Source organism: Micromonospora sp. NPDC003776 (assembly GCF_053605645.1).
This window is the reverse complement of record NZ_JBSGJR010000902.1, coordinates 1-1,628: the sequence shown is the minus strand read 5'-3', so window position 1 is coordinate 1,628 and position 1,628 is coordinate 1. Positions and strand designations below refer to the sequence as shown.

Sequence of the window (1,628 nt, the reverse complement as noted above, 5' to 3'; positions counted from 1 at the left end):
GGTGGACGCGCAGCGGCGCCGGGTGGACCTCGCCGTCGACCGGTACCGCACGGCCAGCGCCGAGGCCCGCCGCGCCGCGCCCGACCTGGCACCGGTGCTGAACGACGCGGCCGGCCAGCTCGACCAGCTCGACCCGAACCGCCGGCTCGCGCTGGGCGGCGACAGCGCCGACCCGACGTACGTGTCGCTGGTCGATTCGCTGCTCGCCGTCGCCGACGCGCTCCCCGCCCAACTGCGCGACGCCGAACTGGCCAACGGGGCCCGGGAGGTGGCGGCCGTGGCCGCCCAGGAGCACCTGGCGTCCCTGGAGCGGGACCTGCTGCGGGAGGTCTTCGTCCGGGGCAGCCTCGCCCCGGGCGAGCTGGCCGGGCTCGGCCGGCTGCGCGGGGCCCGGGAACAGCGCCAGGCCGAGTTCCTGCGGATCGCCACCGGCGCGGCCGACACCGCCTGGTACCGGCTGGTGGCCGGCGGCGACGTGGAGACCGCCCGCCGGATGCGGGACGCGGTGCTGGACACCGACGGCTCGGCGGAGTCGTTGCGAACCGACGGTGACGCCTGGTACGTGGCGCAGAGCGGCTCCATCCGCCGGTACAACCTGCTCGGCCGCGAACTGTCCGAGGAGCTCGACCGGGACGCGGCCGGGTTGGCCCGTACCGCCCGGCAGCGGGCCCTGCTCACCGCCGTCGGGACCAGCACCGTGGCGCTCGGCTCGCTGGTCACCGCCGTGCTGCTGGCGGTCCGGACCAGCCGCCGGCTGCGCCGGCTGCGGGTCGCCGCGCTCACCATGGCCAACCGGGAACTGCCGGAGCGGATCACCGCGATCGCCGCGGGCGACGGCTGCCCGGGGGACGGCACCGCGACCCGGCTGACCGCCGGGATCCGGCGGGGCCGGGACGAGGTGGCCCAGGTGGCCCAGGCGTTCGACACGGTCAACAAGGCCGCGCTGCGGCTCGCCGGCGAGCAGGCCGAGCTGCGGCTGGACGTGACCCGGATGGCGGAGGCGCTGGCCCGGCGGATCCGTACCCTGATCACCCGCCAGCTGCGGCTGCTGGACGAGTTCGAGCGCGAGGAGACCGACCCGGACGCGCTGGCCCGCCTGTTCGCGCTGGACCACCTCGCCGCCCGGCTGCGCCGCAACGGGGAGAACCTGCTGGTCCTCGCCGGTGGCGAGCCGGGCCGGGGGCACGAGGGCGCGCTGCTGCTGGACGACGTGGTCCGGGCCGCGGCCTCCGAGATCGAGGACTATCCCCGGGTGGAGGTGGACGTGCCGACCGCGGCGGTGCACGGCGCGGCCGTCGGCAACCTGGTGCACCTGCTGGCCGAGCTGCTGGAGAACGCCACCGTCTACTCCCCGCCCGACTCGCCCGTCCTGGTGGACGGCCGGCGCACCGTCGACGGGCTCACCCTGCGGGTGCACGACCAGGGCATCGGCATCAGCGAGAGCCGGTTGGCGACCGTCAACGAGCGGCTGGCCTCACCCGCCACCCTCTCCAGCGCCGCCGCCGGGAGCATGGGCCTGCACGTGGTGGCGCACCTGGCCGCCCGGCACGGCATCCGGGTGCAGCTGCACCACACCGGCGGCGGCACGGTCGCCCAGGTGGAGGTGCCCGAGGCCGCGCTGACCCGGG

Annotated in this window: 1 protein-coding gene; it reads left to right on the top strand. The window is 76.8% G+C overall.

Annotation, left to right across the window (positions count from 1 at the left end):
• Nucleotides 1–1,628, top strand: a 1,628-nt coding sequence (locus tag ACWEVO_RS36230) for a sensor histidine kinase (RefSeq protein ID WP_452311898.1), incomplete at both ends; no start/stop codon positions are given.